Source organism: Streptomyces sp. NPDC007808, from assembly GCF_042868655.1.
Taxonomy (GTDB): Bacteria; Actinomycetota; Actinomycetes; order Streptomycetales; family Streptomycetaceae; genus Streptomyces.
The window spans coordinates 332328-352603 of record NZ_JBIAEQ010000010.1 but is presented as its reverse complement, the minus strand read 5'-3'; the positions used below and the strand labels follow the sequence as shown (position 1 = coordinate 352603).

11 protein-coding genes and 1 pseudogene are annotated in these 20276 nt (G+C 68.9%); 8 read left to right on the top strand and 4 right to left on the bottom strand.

Features of this window, described 5'->3' with window-relative positions; all coding sequences use genetic code 11:
• Window positions 1-5 precede the first annotated feature (5 nt).
• Both ACFYNL_RS34675 and hflX read left to right on the top strand, forming a co-directional pair.
• Complete coding sequence (locus ACFYNL_RS34675) at window positions 6-1571, top strand: M1 family metallopeptidase (RefSeq protein WP_388810768.1); 1566 nt, start codon at window positions 6-8, stop codon at window positions 1569-1571.
• A gap of 359 nt (window positions 1572-1930) precedes the next feature.
• Window positions 1931-3424, top strand: a complete 1494-nt coding sequence (gene hflX, locus ACFYNL_RS34670) for a GTPase HflX (RefSeq protein WP_388810765.1) — start codon at window positions 1931-1933, stop codon at window positions 3422-3424.
• Between the two features lie 108 nt (window positions 3425-3532).
• Here the strand turns inward: hflX and ACFYNL_RS34665 are convergent.
• Together ACFYNL_RS34665 and ACFYNL_RS34660 are read right to left on the bottom strand one after the other, a co-directional pair.
• Window positions 3533-3835, bottom strand: a pseudogene (locus tag ACFYNL_RS34665) (hypothetical protein); the annotation flags it as partial.
• 217 nt (window positions 3836-4052) lie between these two features.
• Window positions 4053-5270, bottom strand: coding sequence for a trypsin-like serine peptidase (locus tag ACFYNL_RS34660; RefSeq protein ID WP_388810762.1), 1218 nt, complete (start codon window positions 5268-5270; stop codon window positions 4053-4055).
• A 353-nt stretch (window positions 5271-5623) separates the two neighbouring features.
• Here ACFYNL_RS34660 and ACFYNL_RS34655 point away from each other — a divergent pair, with 353 nt between their 5' ends.
• From ACFYNL_RS34655 to ACFYNL_RS34640, 4 genes are all read left to right on the top strand, one after another.
• The gene (locus tag ACFYNL_RS34655) at window positions 5624-7375 is read left to right on the top strand and encodes a diaminobutyrate--2-oxoglutarate transaminase family protein (RefSeq protein WP_388810760.1); all 1752 of its coding nucleotides are present in this window, start codon (window positions 5624-5626) and stop codon (window positions 7373-7375) included.
• A gap of 308 nt (window positions 7376-7683) precedes the next feature.
• Entirely contained in the window at window positions 7684-9969 is a 2286-nt protein-coding gene (locus ACFYNL_RS34650) for an IucA/IucC family protein (RefSeq protein WP_388810757.1), read from the top strand.
• 109 nt (window positions 9970-10078) lie between these two features.
• Window positions 10079-10936, top strand: a complete 858-nt coding sequence (locus ACFYNL_RS34645) for a GNAT family N-acetyltransferase (RefSeq protein WP_388810755.1) — start codon at window positions 10079-10081, stop codon at window positions 10934-10936.
• A 609-nt stretch (window positions 10937-11545) separates the two neighbouring features.
• Window positions 11546-13522, top strand: coding sequence for an ATP-dependent DNA helicase (locus ACFYNL_RS34640; RefSeq protein WP_388810752.1), 1977 nt, complete (start codon window positions 11546-11548; stop codon window positions 13520-13522).
• A 257-nt stretch (window positions 13523-13779) separates the two neighbouring features.
• Here the strand turns inward: ACFYNL_RS34640 and lexA are convergent, their stop codons facing one another.
• Window positions 13780-14559, bottom strand: coding sequence for a transcriptional repressor LexA (gene lexA / locus ACFYNL_RS34635; RefSeq protein ID WP_059198553.1), 780 nt, complete (start codon window positions 14557-14559; stop codon window positions 13780-13782).
• A gap of 562 nt (window positions 14560-15121) precedes the next feature.
• Here lexA and nrdR point away from each other — a divergent pair.
• Together nrdR and ACFYNL_RS34625 are read left to right on the top strand one after the other, a co-directional pair.
• Window positions 15122-15691, top strand: a complete 570-nt coding sequence (gene nrdR, locus ACFYNL_RS34630) for a transcriptional regulator NrdR (protein ID WP_388810750.1) — start codon at window positions 15122-15124, stop codon at window positions 15689-15691.
• Between the two features lie 163 nt (window positions 15692-15854).
• Entirely contained in the window at window positions 15855-18749 is a 2895-nt protein-coding gene (locus ACFYNL_RS34625) for a vitamin B12-dependent ribonucleotide reductase (RefSeq protein ID WP_388810748.1), read from the top strand.
• Between the two features lie 101 nt (window positions 18750-18850).
• Here the strand turns inward: ACFYNL_RS34625 and ACFYNL_RS34620 are convergent, their stop codons facing one another.
• Window positions 18851-20035: a hypothetical protein gene (locus tag ACFYNL_RS34620; RefSeq protein WP_388810745.1), complete on the bottom strand. Its 1185-nt coding sequence runs from the start codon at window positions 20033-20035 to the stop codon at window positions 18851-18853.
• Between the last annotated feature and the right edge of the window lie 241 nt (window positions 20036-20276).

Here is a 20276-nt window from a genome sequence, read left to right as displayed (position 1 = left end):
GGTGCATGCTGCTCACCCCCCGCACCAAGGTTCAGCGACCAGTCCCTGGCGCTTCCCGTCCTCGTCCCCGAACCCGTCGGCGCCTCCGGGTGCCCGCGCTGCTCGCCCTGGCCGTCTCCTCCTGCCTCGTCGCTGCCGGCGCCCCCGCCACGCCCCTGGGTGTCGGTGACCGCCTCTACCCGCACCTGGGCAACCCCGGCTACGACGTGATGTCGTACGACCTCTCCTTCACCTATCCGGGCACCAACCGCAAGCCCCTCCGGGCCGTGACCCGGATCGACGCGTGGACGACGGCGGACCTGGAACGCATCAACCTGGACTTCGCACACGGCGAGGTCGAGTCCGTCGAGGTCGACGGGATGCCCGCGTCGTTCAGCACCGCCGGTGAGGACCTCGTGGTCACGCCGGCGGAGCCGCTGTCCGACGGCAACTGGACGCGCATCACCGTGCGGCACACCAGCGATCCCGTGTACGGCGAGAAGCGGGAGGGCGGCTGGGTGCGGACCGCCGACGGTCTCGCCATGGCCAACCAGGCCGATGCCGCCCACGTCGTGTTCCCCTGCAACGACCACCCCTCGGACAAGGCGATGTTCACCATCCGGGTGACCGCGCCCAACGGCTACACGGCCGTCGCCAACGGCCTGCAGGCCGGCGTCGACCGGGCGGGCAGCTCGACGACCTGGACGTACCGCACCGAACACCCCATGGCCACCGAGCTCGCCCAGGTCTCCATCGGCCGCTCGACGGTGCTTCACCGCACCGGCCCGCACGGACTGCCCGTACGGGACGTCGTACCGACCAAGTACCGCAAGCAGCTCGAACCGTGGCTGGAGAAGACCCCGGACCAGATCTCCTGGATGGAGAGCAAGCTCGGCCGCTACCCGTTCGAGACGTACGGGCTGCTCATGGCCGACGCCGCCACCGGCTTCGAGTTGGAGACCCAGACCCTCTCCCTCTTCGAACGGGGTCTCTTCACCGAGTCCGCCTTCCCGAAGTGGTACGTCGAGGCGATCATGGTGCACGAGCTGGCGCACCAGTGGTTCGGCGACAGTGTCAGCCCGCGCAGCTGGTCCGACCTGTGGCTCAGCGAGGGGCACGCCACCTGGTACGAAGCCCTGTACGCGGCGGAGAAGGCGGGCAGGCCGCTGGAGGCCCGTATGAAGGCCGCGTACGCCGCCTCCGACCGCTGGCGTGCGGCCGGCGGACCGCCCGCCGCCCCCAAGGCGCCCACCGCCGGCAAGAAGACCGGCATCTTCCGGCCGAACGTCTATGACGGCGCGGCCCTGGTCCTCTACGCCCTCCGCCAGGAGATCGGAGCCCCCGCCTTCGAGCGTCTGGAACGCGCCTGGGTCAGCAGGCACCAGGACACCTCCGCCTCGACCGCGGACTTCGTGGCGCTCGCCGAGGAGATCTCCGGACGGGACCTCGACGGGTTCCTGCACGCCTGGCTGTACGGCAAGAAGACCCCGCCGATGCCGGGGCAGCCGGAGTGGCGGTCCATGGACCCCGCCAAGACGCCCGCCAAGGCGCCCACCAGGGCGTCCGCCGCACCGCGGGCGACCGTGAAGTAGGACCGCGGGACCGCGAAACAGCACCGAGCGGTCCGCATGGCGGCACCGCGCGGTCGCATGGCAGCACCGAGCGGACCGCATGGCAGGAGCGCGCTGTCGGCACGGCCAGGAGGGTGCGGACCGCGACGCAGGAGGGTGCGGACCCCGCTGCGCGGGACGGTCGGACCGAGAAATAAGACGGTGACGAGACGGCTCGTGCCGTGCGACCATCTTCTGGTCGGCGCGGCACGGGGCGCGGGAATCTCCCGGGGCACTCGTGCGTTGTGAACAGTGACGGATCGGTCTCGGGCGCAAGGGCTCGTTCCGAAGCGTCACGGCCACCGTCGCCGCAAACGGATTCCCATCGACGTAAGGACCCAATGACCTCCTCTTCTTCCTCTTCCCAGGACAGTCAGCGCCTCGCGCACACTTATCCCGAAGGTCTTCGGGCCGATGCCCTGATGGAAGAGGACGTCGCCTGGAGCCACGAGATCGACGGAGAGCGGGACGGCGACCAGTTCGACCGCTCCGACCGCGCGGCTCTACGCCGTGTGGCGGGCCTCTCCACCGAGCTCGAGGACGTCACCGAGGTCGAGTACCGCCAGCTCCGCCTGGAGCGGGTCGTGCTCGTGGGCGTCTGGACCTCCGGGAACGCACAGGACGCGGAGAACTCCCTCGCGGAGCTCGCCGCCCTCGCGGAGACCGCGGGCGCGCTCGTGCTCGACGGTGTGATCCAGCGCCGCGACAAGCCCGACGCGGCCACCTACATCGGCTCCGGCAAGGCCGACGAGCTGCGGGACATCGTGCTGGAGACCGGAGCCGACACCGTCATCTGCGACGGTGAACTCAGCCCGGGTCAGCTCATCCACCTGGAGGATGTCGTCAAGGTCAAGGTCATCGACCGTACGGCCCTGATCCTCGACATCTTCGCCCAGCACGCCAAGTCCCGCGAGGGCAAGGCGCAGGTCGCGCTCGCGCAGATGCAGTACATGCTGCCGAGGCTGCGAGGCTGGGGTCAGTCGCTGTCCCGGCAGATGGGCGGCGGCAAGGGCGGCGGCCTCGCCACCCGTGGTCCCGGTGAGACCAAGATCGAGACGGACCGGCGGCGGATTCGCGAGAAGATGGCGAAGATGCGCCGGGAGATCGCGGAGATGAAGACCGGCCGCGACATCCAGCGCCAGGTACGCCGGCGCAACAAGGTTCCCTCGGTCGCCATCGCCGGCTACACCAACGCCGGCAAGTCCTCGCTGCTCAACCGCCTCACGGGCGCGGGTGTGCTGGTCGAGAACGCCCTGTTCGCGACCCTGGACCCGACCGTGCGCCGGGCCGAGACCCCGAGCGGCCGGCTGTACACACTGGCCGACACGGTCGGTTTTGTACGGCATCTGCCGCACCACCTGGTCGAGGCGTTCCGCTCCACCATGGAGGAGGTCGGCGAGTCCGACCTGATCCTGCACGTGGTGGACGGGTCGCACCCGAACCCGGAGGAGCAGTTGGCCGCCGTTCGTGAGGTGATCAGGGACGTCGGTGCCACCGATGTGCCCGAGATCGTCGTGATCAACAAGGCGGACGCGGCCGACCCGCTGACGCTCCAGCGGCTGCTGCGGATCGAGAAGCGCTCCATCGCGGTCTCGGCCCGCACCGGCCGGGGCATCGACGAGCTGCTCGCCCTGATCGACAACGAGCTGCCGCGCCCGTCGGTCGAGATCGAGGCGCTCGTGCCGTACACGCTCGGCAAGCTGGTCGCGCGTGCCCACACCGAGGGTGAGGTGATCTCCGAGGAGCACACCCCGGAGGGCACGCTGCTCAAGGTGCGGGTGCACGAGGAGCTCGCGGCGGATCTCGCGCCGTACGTTCCGGCGCCGAGCGCCTGAGCCGTCATGGCACTGCGGTCCTCGTTGCCGTAGAACGCCGAGGCCAACGCCGAAGGCCCGTCCCCTGCCGCAGGGGACGGGCCTTCGGTACGTCTGCGTGCGAGGCTGTCACCGACCGCCGTACATCTTGCTCATGTTCAGGTACAGCGCCTCGGCGCTCGCCCCCAACTGCGGTCCCGCGAGCCAGGTGCTGTCCTCCGGGCCGATCGACGTGTTCGACACCAACCTGGTCTCGCCGTCCACCACCCGGAACCAGCCGCCACCCGACGAACCACCGGTCATGGTGCAGCCGATGCGGTACATCGTCGGCAGTGTCGGGCTCAGCGAGAAGCGCCCGGGCCGATCGACGCACTTGAACATCTGCAGCCCGCTGTAGGGCGGCGCCGCCGGGTAACCCCAAGCACGCATGGTGCGGTGACCACCCGTTGATGCGTGCTCTGCAGTGGTGCCGGCTGCCTCGATGCCGCCCGGGCCGCCCGATGGGCACGTACTCGGCATCCACGACCCCGGGCGCGTGCGCGCTGCGCTGCGGACCCCTCGGATACGACGCGCCACTGTGCCCGTGTGGTTGAGGGCGAACAGCGGCGAGGCGGTGAAGGTTCATGCGCACCGCCCCGCCGCCGGGGCGTCACCGACCGGCGAACTTCTCGCTCACCGAGTCGAAGATGACCTTGGCTTCCCTGCCCAGCCTCGGCCCTGCGAGCCAGCCCGACTTCACCGGACCGATGGAAGTGTTGGACACGAGCGCCGGCTTGCCGTCCGAGCCGGTCGCAACCCACCCGCCCCCGGACGAACCGCCGGTCATGGTGCAGCCGATGCGGTACATCGTCGGATCCGAGGACCTGAGCGACAGCCGACCTGGCTTGTCCTGGCACTGGTAGAGCTTCTGGCCGTCGAACGGCGCGGCTGCCGGATAGCCGATCGCCTTGAGGCTGTCCACCTCGGGGACGGCCGGGGCGTTGAAGTCGACCGGGAGGGCGGAACCGACCGTCTCCTCAAGCGACTTGCCGTTGCTCCCCTCCTCCGGCTTCACATGGAGCACGGCGAAGTCGTACGGCGCCCCGTCCCCGCCCGTCGCGCCGCCCTGCTCGATCCACTGCTCCGAGGTCTGCGCCCAGTCGGCCCACCACACCCCGTACGGAGCGACCTCTTCCCTGGCCACACCCTCCAACTCGGCGCTCCCCATGCCCGTGTTGTTGTACGACGGCACGAACGCGATGTTGCGGTACCAGCCGCCGCTCTTGCCCGCGTGCACACAGTGGCCCGCGGTCCACACCATGTTGGACTTGCCGGGGTTGGCCGGGTCCTGCACGACCGTCGCCGAGCAGACCATCGTGCCCTTGGGCGAGTCGAAGAACACCTTGCCCGCCTCTGGGGCGTTGGCGTGGTACTCGGGCGAAACGGCCTGTGCCTGCACCGGCTGCGGGGTCGGGTCGCTCACGCCCTGGTCGCCGGAGATGTCGCTGTCGTCGACGCTCCGGTCCGGGTCCTCGGCCTCCCGCATGCGGTCCGGATCCCACAGCCCCTCGATGATCGGGTTGATGTAGTCCTGGGCCTCGCGCAGCCAGTCGTCCCTGTCCCACTGCTTCCAGGCGCCGCCCCGCCACTTGTCGAGGTCGATCCCGTGCTCCTTGAGCTTGTCCTTGATGTCGTCCGGGATCGTGATCTTGCCTTCACCTCCGGCCGCCGCCGAGGCGGTGGCGTCGCCGCCAGCCTCGGCGCCCGACTCGCAGGCCGTGACGGTGAGAGCCAGCGCGGCCGCGAGTGCGACCACGGGCAGCGGGGACCTTGTGCGGCGCGCGCTCCTCCCGCGGCGAGCGGTGGACGACGGCCGTATCGATCGCATGATCTGACTCCCCCTGGAGTGACAGTGTGGTGCCGCTGCCATGAACTCCCGCTGGTCACGCATGGGTTCCGCGTGAGGTCAGGGCGCGTTGGGACGGCATCACACACTATGCGGTCGCTGTGGGGGAGACCCGACGGAACGGCAACGGTTTCGCTACAGCAAGGATCTTGAAGCAACCCGTAACCCGGTGAACCGTCCGCGGTTGGTAGCCGTGGGGTGCCTGCTGCCCGTGAGCGGCCCCCAGTGCCCAGTTCCCCGGAGTTTCGAGTGGACGCTCGCGGGGCTTCGTATGTCGGGGCGGGCGAGGATGCGTCACACCTGCTCGCCCCTGGACAGCGGGAGGACAGGGAGCCATGGCAGTGACTGAATCTGTGCGCGGGGGGACGACCGAGTCGGCGAAGGCCCGTGCCGTGCATGAAGGGATCCTGCGGCGGCAGTCGGCACGCGAGTCCGCGGCGCGCACCTACGCCCGTGCCCTTCCGATCGTTCCGGTACGGGCGCGCGGGATGACCATCGAAGGGGCGGACGGCCGCCGCTACCTCGACTGCCTCTCGGGTGCCGGCACGTTGGCGCTGGGACACAACCACCCCGTCGTCCTGGACGCCATTCGCAAGGTCCTCGACTCGGGCGCACCGCTGCATGTCCTCGATCTGGCGACACCCGTCAAGGACGCCTTCATCACCGAGCTGTTCCACACTCTGCCTCCCGGTCTCGCGCGCCACGCCCGCGTGCAGTTCTGCGGACCGGCCGGTACCGACGCCGTGGAGGCCGCCTTCAAGCTCGTCCGTGCCGCGACGGGACGCACCGGGATCCTCGCCTTCAGCGGCGCCTATCACGGCATGACAGCCGGAGCCCTCGCAGCCTCCGGGGGTGCCCTGGACGTACGGGTCGCGCGCCTGCCCTACCCGCAGGACTACCGCTGCCCCTTCGGCGTCGGAGGTGAACGCGGTGCCGAACTCGGCGCCCGCTGGACCGAGTCCGTCCTCGACGACCCCAAGTCGGGTGTGCCGCGTCCCGCCGGGATGATTCTCGAACCCGTCCAAGGCGAGGGCGGGGTGATCCCGGCGCCGGACGGCTGGATGCGACGCATGCGGGAGATCACGGCCGACCGTTCCATCCCACTCATCGCCGACGAGGTCCAGACCGGCGTCGGGCGCACCGGTTCCTTCTGGGCCGTGGAGCACAGTGGCGTCACCCCTGATGTCATGGTCCTCTCCAAGGCCATCGGGGGCAGCCTGCCGTTGGCCGTCATCGTCTACCGTGACGACCTCGACGCCTGGCAACCCGGAGCCCACGCCGGAACGTTCCGCGGCAACCAACTCGCCATGGCCGCAGGCACGGCCACACTCGCCTACGTCCGCGAGAACCGGCTCGCCGAGCGGGCGGCCGAACTGGGCTCGCAGATGCTGCGCCAACTCTCCGCACTGGCAACGGACTTCGCGTGCATCGGCGATGTACGTGGCAGGGGGCTGATGATCGGGGTCGAGGTGGTGAAGCCGGAGGGCGGTCCCGCACGTGCGGACGAGCTGCCTGCGGCCTTCGCTGCCATCGAGGACACCGGCGAGGGCATGACCGAAGGCCAGGGGGTGCGTGGCGCTCGTGAAGGGAGCGGGGGTGTCCCCGACCTGCAGGGCCGGGGTGCCGCCGGAGCCGGGTGGGCCGAGGGCGAGAGGGGCGTGTCGGCAGGGCTCGACCCCGACGGGAACGCGCACGGCCTGTCGACGGACCTTCCTGCCGCCCCGCGACAAGCAGGCACGGCGGATGGGCGGGGCCCGGAACATCGCCCTCGTCCGGCAGCACCCGAACTTGCGGCTGCCATCCAACAGGAGTGCCTGCGACGTGGCCTGATCGTCGAGCTCGGAGGCCGCCACTCCAGCGTCATCAGGCTGCTGCCACCCCTGACCATCAGCGACGAACAGGCCGCCGCGGTACTGGACCGGCTCGCCGACGCGGTGGACGCGGTGTCCCGCGCCCACGCAGGTCCGGACAGGACGCTCCAGCCAAGCCGACACCGACCGCGGCACGGTGACCGGGTGGACGGAGGGGACCCGGCGGATGGGTCGGGTCGGGCGGGCCGGGCGGTCCGGGCGGATCGGGCGGGGTAGCACGGCGGCTGCCGGGGGCGCCAGCGTGCGCGTACCGGCCGACGCCCTTGTATCGGTGCTGATGGCCTCAGTCTCACGTCGGGCGAGGTCAAGTGACACTCGGCCAATGGATGCGAGGAGGTCAGGTGACCGAGGTCTGAGTGACGGGAGGCCCTGGGACGGATGGCTGCGGGAGGCCATGGGACAGAGGCTGAGTGACTTGGGCCCGAGGCACAGCTTCATCCAGATGACACCGCACCACCCTCCCCACCACCGTCTCGACCTGACACACCTCTCCAACTGCTCTCCCCATAAAGCGCGCAAGGCCCATGCCCGCCCACCTCCAGAAACCACCGCCGCACGAGCCGAACCACCTCAGAGGACCAGCCTTGATCACCAGCCCTGTATCCGACGGACAAGCCGACCTCCGCGCACGAGGTTCCTCCGAGGCACACGCCCCTCAGCAGGAGCCGCCCGTATCGACGATCGCGTCGGCTGCACCCGGTCAGGGAGCCGGTCACGGAAACGCTCAGGCGGGGTCCTCCGTCCCTGCGGGTACGCCTGTACCCGCACAGCCGGCCGCAGGCGTGCAGCCTCGCGCGCACCCGCCGACAGACACTCCGGCGCCAGTGGGAGGCGCGCAGCAGCGAAGCGTCCCTGAGCAGGGGACTGTCGGGGGGCAGTCGCCGGTCCGAACGTCGGCGCAGGCCTGTGCCCCGGCCAGCGAGCACGCCGCCCTGCACGGTGACCCCGCCGACCTTCTGGAGCATCCGGACCCGAACACCGCAGCCCAGGCCGCCGCCATGGAGAACCTGCTGCGCTGCTGGGTCCGGGAGACCAACGCGTCGGCCCCTGAGGACGGGCTCCTCCGCATCCCCACTCCTGCCACCGGCACGGCCCTGCTGGTCCCGGTCCACTACTGGTCCCCGACAGGGTGGCATCGGTTCGGCCTCCCGCGACTGGCCAATGCCGCCGACCACACGCCGCCGATCGACGCAGTCACGCTCACAGCACTGCTGGCCCGGGAGAGCCTTGTCGAGTGCGCCGAAAGGGACGCGGGCGTCCGCGCGGGATCAGGTGCGGAGACAAAGGCGGTCACGGACGCGGCACCAAGGCCTGACGCGGAAGCGAAGGCCACGTCCGCCACTACCGACCTCGTCGTACGCGTCGCCGACTCCCTCCGACGAACCGTCATTTTCCTCACCGAGCGCCGGAACGACCCCGACGAAGGCGCCGACCTCTTCCTCACGGCCGAGCAGGCGCTCATGCTCGGACACCCGTTCCACCCCACCCCGAAGAGCCGCGAGGGACTCTCCGAGGTCGAAGCACAGCTGTACTCACCTGAGTTGCGCGGCTCCTTCCCTTTGCACTGGCTCGCTGTCGCTCCTTCCCTTCTCGCCACCGACTCGGCATGGACCGAGCACGGGCGCGTCGTGCCCGCGGTCCAGCTCACGGCCCGACTGGCATCGCATGACCTGCCGTTGCCCGACGGGTACGCCGCACTGCCTCTGCATCCCTGGCAGGCACGCGAGGTCCGCCAACGTCCCGAAGTCGCGGCGCTGCTCGAAGCCGGACTGCTCCGAGATCTCGGCTCCCACGGTGCCCCGTGGCATCCCACCTCCTCCGTGCGTACCGTTCATCGGTCCGACGCCGCCGCCATGCTCAAACTGTCGCTGGGCCTGCGCATCACCAACTCCCGACGGGAGAACCTGCGCAAGGAGTTGCACCGTGGCGTCGAGGTCCATCGACTTCTGCGCAGCGGCCTCTCGGCCGAGTGGCAGGCCGCCCACCCGGCATTCGACATCGTTCGTGACCCGGCCTGGCTCGCCGTTGACGCGCCGGAGGGTGCCCCAGTGGCCGGCCTCGACGTGATGATCCGGCACAACCCTTTCCGGTCGAGCGACGACGTGTCATGTGTCGCCGGACTCGTCTCGCCCCGTCCTCAGACGCATACCGGAGGAGCCCCGGACGAGCCTGGGTCGGACAGCCGGCCCCTGCGGTCCCGTCTTGCCGACGTGATCAAGGGGCTTGCCGCCAGGACGGGACGCCCGCGTGGAGCGGTCACCGCGGAGTGGTTCCTGCGCTACCTCGAACACGTAGTCCGGCCGGTGCTCTGGCTGGACGCCGAAGCGGGCGTTGCGTTGGAGGCACATCAGCAGAACACCCTGCTTCTCCTGGACAGCGACGGCTGGCCCTCGGGCGGCCGGTACCGAGACAACCAGGGCTACTACTTCCGTGAATCCCGGCGAGCGGAACTCGAAGCCCGGATGCCCGGAATCGGCAGGGCCAGCGACACCTTCGTCTCGGACGAGGTCACCGACGAGCGCTTCGCGTACTACCTCGCGATCAACAACGTGCTCGGTCTCATCGGCGCGTTCGGCTCCCAGCGACTCGCCGACGAACGGCTGCTGCTCGCCGCATTCCGCCGATTCCTGGGAGAGGTGGCCTCCGGTCCCGCCCGTCTGCGCACGTCCTTGCCTGCCCTCCTGCTCGACTCACCGGTCCTGCGCTGCAAGGCCAACCTGCTGACGCGCTTGTACGGCCTCGACGAACTCGTCGGCCCGGTAGACACCCAGTCCGTCTACGTCACCATTGCCAACCCCCTGCATTCCTGACCGTGCGTCCCTGACCGTCACTGCCTCGCTTCACCAACCGCTCTCCACCGACCCACGAAGTCGCCGAGGAACATGCCCCGCGCGCCCACCGCCCGAGAGGACTGCCGCCGTGCCGCCGACCGACTCGACGAGTGCTGATACCGGTACCGCCCCCGTCACCGATATCGGCGGCGTCACGACAGCGGGTGATCTCGGGTCCCCCGTCGACAAGACGGACGACACGGATGCGGACACCGAGGACACGCTGGATCTGGGGTTGCCCGAAGAACTTCTCGCGCTCCTTGCGGAGACCTCCGACGCCGACGGGGGGCGGAACCCAGGCTATTCAAACGAGGCCGCACCCTCATCCGCCCTTCGGCACTCCGCCCTCCGGCCCTCTGCCCTTCGGTACACCGACGATCTACTCGACACCGTGGCCGACTGGGGGCCGATCAGCACACCGGCGGGGCTGCTTCACCTGGTCCCTGTCGGCCTCGTCAGCGATCTCCCGCTCGTCAGCCGATGGATGAACGACCCTGCGGTCGCGGCGTTCTGGGGGCTTGCCGGCCCGCCGAACGTGACCGAGGCTCATCTGCGGTCCCAGCTCGCCGGCGACGGCCGCAGCGTTCCGTGTCTCGGCATGCTGGAGGGCACGCCGATGAGCTACTGGGAGATCTACCGAGCCGACCTGGACCCCCTGGCCCGGCACTACCCGGCACGTCCCCATGACACCGGTCTCCATGTCCTCATCGGTGCCGTAGGCGATCGGGGACGAGGGCTCGGGGGAACCCTGCTGCGAGCCGTCGCCGATCTCGTACTCGACAGGCGGCCCGCCTGTGCTCGCGTTGTTGCCGAACCGGACATGCGCAACACCCCTTCCGTCGCCGCGTTCCTCAGCGCCGGCTTCCGGTTTTCTGCCGAGATCGAGCTGCCCGCCAAGCGAGCCGCTCTCATGGTCAGAGACCGGACCCTGCGCCATCTGCTGTGACGCCAAGTCGCAGCAGCATCACTTTTGGTACACCGCTCGCGTCGATCCGGTTCCCGTCATCGACGAACCAAATTCGAGTCAAGCCATCTCGGTGGTGACCAGGGTGTTCCGCTGGCCGAGTCGAGCAGCCGACTCGGAACCAGCCGAAACTGGCCGCGCGCCTTCTTCCCGGACCCGTTCCCCTCTGCCCACGGCCGACCTCCTCCGCAAGTGCCAGCCCTACGAGCGGGCCCTGACCGCACCCCCCACTGCCTCCTAGGCCGGCCAAAGTCCGCGCCGCACTGCCCCGCACGGACCCGGACAGGACCGGCCCGGCACGCCCGGCTCGGCACGAACGAGGCCCGGCCCGGCGCGAACTTGGTCGACCCCGTGCGAACCCGAGCTGACCCCTCACGACCCGAACCGACCCCGTACCAAACCGAACCGGCCCCGCCACCAACCCGAACTTGCTCGGCACTCACCCGACCCAGCCGCGCGCCCGCCCGAACCGATCCCACTCACATCCGAACCACTCCGATCTCCACTCAAGGAACCCCCGGTCTTGATCCCACCCCCCGTCCCCACCGCGATCACCCGTTTGTCAGTGCAGAGCCGTAGGGTGGTCGCGCTATGACAAAGCCCTCACTCCCCGAACTCCTGCATGCTGCCGTCGCTGCCGTCGGCGGCACGGAGCGCCCTGGCCAGGTGACCATGGCCGAATCCGTCGCTGAGGCGATCGACGGCGGCTCCCATCTACTGGTCCAGGCGGGCACCGGCACCGGAAAGTCGCTCGGCTACCTGGTGCCGGCGCTCGCGCACGGGGAGCGCGTCGTCGTGGCGACGGCCACCCTGGCTCTGCAGCGCCAGCTCGTGGAGCGGGACCTGCCTCGCACCGTCGAGGCACTGCATCCCCTGCTACGCCGCCGCCCCGAGTTCGCGATGCTCAAGGGCAGGTCGAACTACCTGTGTCTGCACCGTCTGCATGAAGGCGTGCCACAGGACGAGGAGGAGGGACTCTTCGATCAGTTCGAGGCGGCCGCGCCCACCAGCAAGCTGGGGCAGGATCTGCTGCGGGTGCGCGACTGGACGGACGAGACCGAGACGGGTGACCGTGACGACCTGACGCCCGGAGTGTCCGACCGCGCCTGGGCTCAGGTCTCGGTTTCGTCCCGGGAGTGCCTCGGAGCCTCGAAATGCGCGTACGGCGCCGAGTGCTTCGCCGAGATGGCTCGGGAGCGTGCCAAGCTCTCGGAGGTGGTCGTCACCAACCACGCGCTGCTCGCGATCGACGCAATCGAGGGCGCGCCCGTCCTCCCTCAGCACGAGGTGCTGATCGTCGACGAGGCACACGAGCTCGTCTCACGGGTCACCGGAGTCGCCACCGGCGAACTCACTCCGGGCCAGGTCAACCGGGCGGTGCGCCGCGCCGCGAAGCTCGTCAACGAGAAGGCCGCGGACCAGCTCCAGACCGCTGCCGAGGGCTTCGAACGGCTGATGGAGCTGGCTCTGCCGGGCCGCCTGGAGGAGATCCCCGAGGACCTCGCCTACGCGCTCATGGCACTGCGGGATGCCTGCCGCACGGTCATCTCCGCGATCGGCGCCACCCGCGACAAGTCCGTGCAGGACGAGGACGCGGTCCGCAAGCAGGCGCTGGCCTCGGTGGAGACGGTCCACGACGTGGCGGAGCGGATCACCAACGGTTCCGAGTGGGACGTCGTCTGGTACGAGCGTCACGACCGGTTCGGTGCGTCGCTGCGGGTGGCTCCCATGTCCGTGTCCGGGCTCCTGCGGGAGAAGCTTTTCGCGGACCGTTCCGTCGTGCTGACCTCCGCGACCTTGAAGCTGGGCGGAGACTTCAACGGCGTCGGCGCGTCCCTGGGCCTCGCCCCCGAGGGCACGGAGGGTGACGATCTTCCTCAGTGGAAGGGCGTGGACGTCGGCTCGCCCTTCGAGTACCGCAAGCAGGGCATCCTCTACGTAGCCAAGCACCTTTCCCGCCCCGCGCGGGACGGCGATCGCGCCGACATGCTCGACGAGCTGACCGAACTGATCCAGGCAGCGGGTGGCCGCACGCTCGGCCTGTTCTCGTCGATGCGGGCCGCCCAGCTGGCGGCCGAGGAGCTTCGTTCCCGCATCCCGGAGTACCCGATCCTGCTTCAGGGCGAGGAGACGCTCGGTGAGCTGATCAAGAACTTCGCTGCAGATCCCGAGACGTGTCTCTTCGGCACGCTGTCTCTCTGGCAGGGCGTCGACGTCCCCGGTCCCAGTTGCCAGCTGGTCGTCATAGACAAAATTCCGTTCCCACGACCGGACGACCCTCTGATGAGCGCTCGACAGAAGGCCGTGGAGGACGCGGGCGGCAACGGCTTCATGGCAGTCGCCGCCACTCACGCCGCGCTTCTCATGGCCCAGGGCGCCGGCCGGCTCGTACGGGCGTCGGGGGACCGCGGCGTGGTCGCCGTGCTGGACCAGCGGCTGGCGACGGCCCGGTACGGGAGCTACCTGAAAGCGTCACTGCCCGACTTCTGGTACACGACGGACCGTAACCAGGTGCGTAAGTCGCTGGCGGCCATCGACGCCGCGGCGAAGCAAGCGGAGGCGGAGTAGGCGAAGTGAGCGAGGGTGGGTCCGGCGGACGGCAGCCGGGCCGGCCCTCGATCACGTTCCACTGACGTGGGTCCTTGTCCCACGGCGTGTCACATGTCATCGAACGGGGCCGAGACCCAGGGAAGCGGGACCGGGACACAAGGAACGGGGCCAGGACCCAACGAACGGACCCGGACAGCACAGGGCCCCGGAACCGGCGCAGGGGTCCCGGGGCCCGGTTCAGGGAGCGACGCCTTCGGCTTCGCTCGCCGCGGCCGTCAGACGCGGCGCAGCACTGCCACCACCTTGCCCAGGATGGTCGCGTCGTCGCCCGGGATGGGCTCGTACGCAGCGTTGTGCGGGAGGAGCCAGACGTGGCCGTCCTCGCGCTTGAAGCGCTTGACCGTGGCCTCACCGTCGAGCATCGCGGCGACGATGTCGCCGTTCTCGGCGACCGGCTGGCGGCGGACCGTGACCCAGTCGCCGTCACAGATCGCGGCCTCGATCATCGAGTCTCCGACGACCTTCAGGACGAACAGCTCGCCGTCGCCGACCAGCTGCCGGGGGAGGGGGAAGACGTCCTCGACGGACTCCTCCGCGAGGATCGGGCCACCGGCGGCGATGCGGCCGACCAGCGGGACGTACGACGCGGCGGGCTTGCCGGCGGTGTCCGTGGGCTGCACGGAGGCGGCCTGGTCCGAGCCGCGGACCTCGTAGGCGCGCGGGCGGTGCGGGTCACGGCGAAGGAAGCCCTTGCGCTCCAGTGCCATCAGCTGGTGTGCGACCGAGGACGTGCTGGACAGGCCGACGGCCTGACCGATCTCCCGCATCGACGGCGGGTAGCCACGCCGCTGCACGGAATCCCTGATGACTTCGATCACTCGGCGCTGCCGGTCGGTGAGTCCCGAGCTGTCCGCCCGGATGCCGGGAGGTCGGCCTGGGAGGGAGCGCTTGTGTCCCTCGGGATTCACGGCTTCGTTCATCGCATGCACCGGCTCGAGTCGGCCCTGGGAGCGGTCCTGGGCGGTGATGGTGGCACTGTCTGCGGTGGTGGTCACGTCGGCCCCTCTCGATGGTCTCCCTGCTGCACAACGGTAGTTGCTTTCGAAAGGTTGCGCCAAACACACGTTCGAGTGAAATTTCGCGAATCGGCTGACGCGATCATGTGTCTGGGTGTATGGCTGACGCGCAGTCCGGCAGGCAAAAGGGTCGATTGTTGTACTCTTCACCGTCGGTGTGCGGCCTCGTGGGCCGTCGCCTCAGTCTGCCATCCGTCGGTGGATCGACCGCGATCCGACCCTCCATCTGTGCGGGAGTCCCACGTCGCCTTCGTGTGGCGCTCGCGGTATCTCCCTATGTGGCGCAGTGGTGCGGCCGTGCCTTCATGAGGTCCGCGTGCCGGGCGGGTTCTGTGGAGCGCTGCGTCCGAACGCGACACGCGCGTACTGCCTGTGTGTATGAGCCAATCCCCACATGTAGTGGTTGGATTGCGGCAGCAGCCCAGAAGTTGTGGTCCCCCGGGTCTTCGGGCGTTCGGAGATCGCCTATGCTTGGGGCTGCTTCGCGGGGCCCATGAGGCCGGCGAGGCTATTGAGTCTGCTGTGAGGAGGGTTGGGAGTTATGCACTGCCCCTTCTGCAGGCACCCCGACAGCCGTGTCGTCGACAGCCGTACGACCGACGACGGCACGTCGATCCGCAGGCGCCGCCAGTGTCCTGACTGCTCCCGTCGTTTCACGACCGTGGAGACTTGCTCACTGATGGTGATCAAGCGGTCCGGAGTCACCGAGCCGTTCAGTCGTACCAAGGTCATCAACGGTGTGCGCAAGGCGTGCCAGGGGCGACCTGTCACCGAGGACGCTCTGGCCCAGCTCGGCCAACGGGTCGAGGAGGCGGTGCGGGCCACCGGAAGCGCCGAGCTGACCACCCACGACGTGGGACTGGCCATACTCGGCCCGCTGCAGGAGCTCGATCTCGTCGCCTTTTTGCGGTTCGCCTCCGTCTATCGGGCGTTCGACTCGCTCGAGGACTTCGAGGCCGCGATCGCGGAACTCAGGGAGGCGACCGGACGCCCCGCCGCGGACGACGACGACCGCGGAGACGACGCAGGAGCTGTGGCGGGGGGCCGGGAAGACGACCGCGGGTCCGGAGGGGCTGCACAGGTCCCCGTGCCCGCAAGCGCCGCCGACTGAGGCGAGCCGGATCCGTTCTCGGAGTGCGGATCCGGACGTGAGGCGGCGGCACAAGACCTGTTGCGGGTGGCGATCAGAGGGTGCCCGCAACACCAGACAGAACACCGTGCCACGGGGAACATCGGGGCACTTCAGGGCGTTTTAGCCCGAACAGGGAGGCGGCATGACAGAGACGGCGAGCGGTCCGGCACGGAGTTCCCGCGCCAAGGGCACCAAGGCGACCAAGGGGCTGCGCATCGAGCGCATCCACACCACCCCCGGCGTGCACCCGTACGACGAGGTGGCCTGGGAGAGCCGTGACGTCGTCATGACCAACTGGCGCGACGGCTCGGTCAACTTCGAGCAGCGCGGCGTCGAGTTCCCCGACTTCTGGTCGGTGAACGCGGTCAACATCGTCACCAGCAAGTACTTCCGCGGTGCGGTCGGCACCCCGCAGCGCGAGGTGAGCCTGAAGCAGCTCATCGACCGCATCGTGAAGACGTATCGGAAGGCCGGCGAGGACTACAAGTACTTCGCCTCGCCCGCCGACGCCGAGATCTTCGAGCACGAACTGGCCTACGCCCTCCTGCACCAGATCTTCAGCTTCAACAGCCCTGTCTGGTTCAACGTCGGTACGCCCCAGCCGCAGCAGGTCTCCGCCTGCTTCATCCTGTCCGTCGACGACTCCATGGAGTCGATCCTCGACTGGTACAAGGAAGAGGGCATGATCTTCAAGGGCGGCTCCGGCGCCGGCCTGAACCTCTCCCGCATCCGTTCCTCCAAGGAACTGCTGTCCTCCGGCGGCAACGCCTCCGGTCCCGTCTCCTTCATGCGCGGTGCCGACGCCTCCGCAGGAACGATCAAGTCGGGCGGTGCCACCCGCCGTGCCGCCAAGATGGTCATCCTCGACGTCGACCACCCCGACATCGAGGACTTCATCGAGACCAAGGTCAAGGAAGAGGAGAAGATCCGCGCCCTGCGTGACGCGGGCTTCGACATGGACCTGGGCGGCGAGGACATCACCTCGGTCCAGTACCAGAACGCGAACAACTCGGTCCGCGTGAACGACGAGTTCATGAAGGCCGTCGAGCAGGGGGGCAAGTTCGGCCTGCGCGCGCGGATGACCGGCGAGGTCATCGAAGAGGTCGACGCCAAGTCCCTGTTCCGGAAGATGGCCGAGGCCGCCTGGGCCTGCGCCGACCCGGGCATCCAGTACGACGACACCATCAACCACTGGCACACCTGCCCGGAGTCCGGCCGTATCAACGGTTCGAACCCCTGCAGCGAGTACATGCACCTGGACAACACGTCCTGCAACCTCGCCTCGCTGAACCTGATGAAGTTCCTGAAGGACGACGGCAAGGGCAACCAGTCCTTCGACGTCGAGCGCTTCGCGAAGGTCGTCGAGCTCGTCATCACCGCGATGGACATCTCCATCTGCTTCGCGGACTTCCCGACGCAGAAGATCGGTGAGAACACGCGCGCGTTCCGCCAGCTCGGCATCGGCTACGCCAACCTCGGCGCCCTGCTGATGGCGACCGGACACGCGTACGACTCCGACGGCGGCCGCGCCCTCGCCGGCGCCATCACCTCCCTGATGACCGGCACGTCGTACCGGCGCTCCGCGGAGCTCGCCGCGGTCGTCGGCGCGTACGACGGCTACGCCCGCAACGCACAGCCGCACCTGCGCGTCATGAAGCAGCACGCCGACGCCAACGCCGAGGCCGTCCGCATGGACGACCTGGACACGCCGGTGTGGGCCGCCGCGACGGAGGCATGGCAGGACGTGCTGCGCCTCGGTGAGAAGAACGGTTTCCGTAACTCCCAGGCGTCCGTCATCGCCCCGACCGGCACCATCGGTCTCGCGATGTCCTGCGACACCACCGGCCTTGAGCCCGACCTCGCACTGGTCAAGTTCAAGAAGCTGGTCGGCGGCGGTTCGATGCAGATCGTCAACGGCACCGTCCCGCAGGCCCTGCGCCGCCTGGGCTACCAGGAGGAGCAGATCGAGGCGATCGTCGCCCACATCGCCGAGCACGGCAATGTGATCGACGCCCCGGGCCTCAAGCACGAGCACTACGAGGTGTTCGACTGCGCCATGGGCGAGCGCGCCATCTCCCCGATGGGCCACGTCCGCATGATGGCCGCGATCCAGCCGTGGATCTCCGGTGCCCTGTCCAAGACGGTCAACATGCCGGAGTCGGCGACCGTCGAGGAGGTCGAGGAGATCTACTTCGAGGCATGGAAGCTGGGCGTCAAGGCGCTCGCCATCTACCGCGACAACTGCAAGGTCGGCCAGCCGCTCTCCGCGAAGACCAAGGAGAAGGAGAAGGCCGAGATCACGGAGAAGGCCGAGGCCACCATCCGTGAGACGGTCGAGAAGGTCGTCGAGTACCGCCCGGTCCGCAAGCGCCTCCCGAAGGGCCGCCCCGGCATCACGACGTCCTTCACGGTCGGTGGCGCCGAGGGCTACATGACCGCCAACTCCTACCCGGACGACGGTCTCGGCGAGGTCTTCCTGAAGATGTCCAAGCAGGGCTCGACGCTCGCGGGCATGATGGACGCCTTCTCGATCGCCGTCTCGGTGGGTCTGCAGTACGGCGTGCCGCTGGAGACGTACGTCTCGAAGTTCACGAACATGCGCTTCGAGCCGGCCGGTATGACGGACGACCCGGACGTGCGGATGGCGCAGTCGATCGTCGACTACATCTTCCGCCGCCTGGCGCTCGACTTCCTGCCCTTCGAGACGCGCTCCGCCCTCGGCATCCACTCCGCCGAGGAGCGCCAGCGTCACCTGGAGACGGGTTCGTACGAGCCCGCCGACGACGAGGTCGATGTCGAGGGTCTGGCCCAGTCGGCGCCCCGCGCCCAGGAGCTGAAGGCCGTCGCCACCCCGAAGGCCGAGGCGTCGGTGGCCACGCCCGCTCCGCAGCAGGCCCACACCAGCGCCGAGCTGGTGGAGATGCAGTTGGGCATCCAGGCCGATGCTCCGCTGTGCTTCTCCTGCGGTACGAAGATGCAGCGGGCCGGCTCCTGCTACATCTGCGAGGGTTGCGGCTCGACCAGCGGCTGCAGCTGATCCCGGGCGCCTTGAGCGCCAGTGCGTGACGTGATGCGGGGAAACCTCTCGGAGGTTTCCCCGCATCACGCGGCTTTCGGTTCGTGGCGCATTGTGCGGTTTCACAGGCGCCGGGCCGTCTGCACCATTTCCTCACTCAGCTCGGGAACGGGCTCTCTTGCCGCGGCGGCAAGGAGGATCTGGCGCGCGGCAGAGGGAAGGGATTCGGCAGGCCATGCCCTGAGCGCTCGGAGCGCCATACGGCGGTTCCTGGTCGTCCGGTTGTGGAGCGCTGTTTCGATCAGTTCCCAGCCGTGGCCGGGATGCTTTTCCAACCGACTCACGATGAAGTCGAGGATGCGGTCGACCTCGAACTCCGTTCCGAGACCCAGTTCGGCTGTCGGACCGGTGCGCAGATCCTGAAGGGGCAGCAGGCGTACCGCCGCGTCGACGACAGCCGCGATGTGCTCACTCGGACAGCCGTCGATGAGCAGGAACCAGCTGGTGCTGTCGCAAGGGTCGGCCTCCACCCTTCGCAGCAGCGCTGGGCGGGCGTCGATGTCCATGAGCCCAGCCGCCCAAGCCGCTGGACGGAACGTCGCCGGGTCCTCGTCGGTGAGGCCGGCGAGCACGACTACCCGTGAGGCCGGATCGGCGACCAGATTCCTGTATCGGTCTCGAATGCGCTGCCACTCCGGATCTTCCCGCCGTGGCCCGCTCATACAGAGGTCGTTCAGACATCGGCTGATCGACAGGAGAGTCCAAAGCCGCCGCACAGTGAGGGCGCCTGCCGTCCAGTGGAACAGAAATCCGTCCAGAGCAGGTACCGCGTCGGTGTACGACGCCAGCGCCGGGCCCGGCCCGTCGACATCGGTGAGCGCTTCGAGGAGTCTTGCCGCGCCGCCGAGAGTTTCCTCGTCCAGCGTTTCGCAGGCCAGGGCACCGGCTAGATCACCGACTTCGGCGGCCGTCAGCGCGAAGTAGCTGTCCAACACGTCGCCCGTGCACGACTCACGAATCAACCACCTGCTGATCCTGGGGTCCGACGCACCTTTGAGCAGTCCGATGGCGTCGACGCGGGCCCACCCTTCCGCCCGCCGGGCCACTTCGAACACAGCCTGATGAGGGTGGGTGTGGGACCGTACCAGGGCATGACAGGCCTCACTGGAGAACATCGAGAAGGTGCCCAGCGTCATCAGGACGTCACTGTCTTCGTCGGTTCCGGTCATGCCCAGCAGCAGGATGCCGAACTGAACGGCGTTGGGGTGCTCGCCGTGCGTCGCGAACCACCGGCCCAACTGGCGCATCCCGTCGGAAGGGAGAAGGCGCCTTCGAAGTTGTGCTTCGAGGGCACGCTCATGGTCCCGCCACACAATGCGCCGAAGCTGTCTGTCCAGGACGGACGCTGTCGAGCGGTCGGTACGAGAACGGATCAGACGTGAGGTGGTGGCGGCTATCCGCGCGGCCGCGTCCTTCGAACGGTTGGCGCGGCGGCTGGTCTGCGGCCACGTCCGAGGGAGCCGCCGGCACTCGGGCTGCCCTGGAGGC